We start from the raw sequence: 1,755 nt of genomic DNA, 5'->3' as shown, positions 1-1,755 counted from the left end.
TCGTCGTTCTGCGGAGCAAGACTCTGAAGGCGCTGGCTGGTCGTGGCGGGATGCTGTCGATCGCCGAGCCGGTGGACGGTGTCCGGGCGCGGATCGCCCCGTACGGTTCCCGGTTGTCGGTCGCGGCGGTGAACGGCCCGTCGGCGACGGTGGTGTCCGGTGATGCGGACGCGCTGCGTGAACTGGCGGACTCCTGCGGGGATTCGCCGCGTGCCCGGATGATTCCGGTGGACTACGCGTCCCACAGCGCCCACGTGGACGAGCTGCGCGAGGAGATTCTCTCCGTGCTCCAGGGCATCGCGCCGACCGAGGCCCGGATCCCGATGGTGTCGGCGCTGACCGGCGCGTGGCTCGCGGGCCCCGAACTGGACCCCGCCTACTGGTACGCGTCCCTGCGCGAGACGGTGGAGTTCGACCGCGCCGTGCGGATCCTCGGCGACGCGGGCCACGGAGTGTTCCTCGAGGTCTCGCCGCACCCGGTGCTGACCCCGGCGATCGGCGACGCCCTGGAGGCGCTGTCCCCGGTCGTGGTCGGCACGCTGCGACGCGACGAGGGCGGCGCGCAGCGCCTGTTGACCTCGCTCGCCGAGGCCTATGTCCAGGGCGCCCCCGTCGACTGGGCGGCGGTGACGGCCGGCGGTACGACCGTCGCGCTGCCGACCTACGCGTTCCAGCACCGCCACTACTGGCCCGCCTTGGACGGTCGCCGTTCCGAAGCGGGCGAGGCCACCGGTGCGGAGGCGGGTTTCTGGACCGCCGTGGAGAGTGGTGATGTCACCGCGCTCGCCGGTCTGCTCGGGGTGGACCCGGCGGATGCCGCGCTGGGCGCGCTGACCGACTGGCGGCGCCGTGAGCGGGCCGGCTCGGCGGTTGCCGATTGGCGGTACCGGGTGTCGTGGGCGCCGGTGAGCGAGTCCAACGGGGTCCTGGCCGGGACGTGGCTGCTGGTGGGGGAGTCCCCGGATGCCGCTGCCGTCGCGGAGTCGCTGGAGCACCACGGGGCAACCGTGGTCCGCTCGGCTCCGGACGGCGTCGCCGACGCGGTGGCCGCGTGCTCCGATCTGCGGGGTGTGGTGTCGCTGCTGGCGCTGGACGAGTCGCCGGAGGAGGCGGGTCCGTGGGTGTCGCGTGGTGGCGCTGACACGCTCGCGCTGATCCAGGAGCTTGGCCGGCTCGGTGTGTCCGCCCCGCTGTGGGTGGTCACGCAGGGCGCGGTGCGAGCGGTCGCGGGTGATGCGGTGCGGCCGGTCCAGGCGCAGCTGTGGGGTCTGGGTGCCGTCGCGGCGCTGGAGTTGGCGGGCCGCTGGGGCGGGCTGATCGACTTGCCGGCTGCCGTGGACGCCCGCGTCGGTGCGCGGCTGGCGTCGGTCCTGGTCGGGGATGAGGACCAGGTGGCGGTGCGTGCGGGCGGTGTGCTGGCGCGGCGGTTGGTGCGCGCCGGTCGTCCGAGCGTGCGCGAGGCGTGGTCGCCGCGCGGTTCCGTGCTGGTGACGGGTGGCACGAGCGGCGTGGGTGCGATCACCGCCCAGTGGGTGGCGGATCGTGGTGCTTCGCGGGTCGTGCTGACGTCCCGTTCTGGCCCGGGTGCCGCCGGTGTGGCGGAGCTGGCGGCGTCGATCGCGGCTCGCGGTACGGCAGTCGACGTGGTGGCGTGTGACATCGCCGACCGCGCTTCTGTGGCGGAGGTCCTGGACCGTATCGATGCGGCGGGCCCGGTGCTGTCGTCGGTGGTCCACTCGGCCGGAACGGGCGGGC

Annotated in this window: 1 protein-coding gene; it reads left to right on the top strand. The window is 74.2% G+C overall.

The genetic code is table 11. The annotated features are described in order from the left end of the window. Positions 1–50: 50 nt before the first annotated feature. On the top strand, positions 51–1,755 hold a 1,705-nt coding region (locus tag AE652_RS06405), incomplete at its 3' end, for an SDR family NAD(P)-dependent oxidoreductase (protein ID WP_234348248.1).

Origin of the sequence: Kitasatospora sp. MY 5-36 (genome assembly GCF_001182915.1) — a bacterium.
Lineage (GTDB): Bacteria > Actinomycetota > Actinomycetes > Streptomycetales > Streptomycetaceae > Kitasatospora.
The sequence above is the reverse complement of the archived record's forward strand: the minus strand, read 5'-3'. Positions and strand labels throughout refer to the sequence as shown.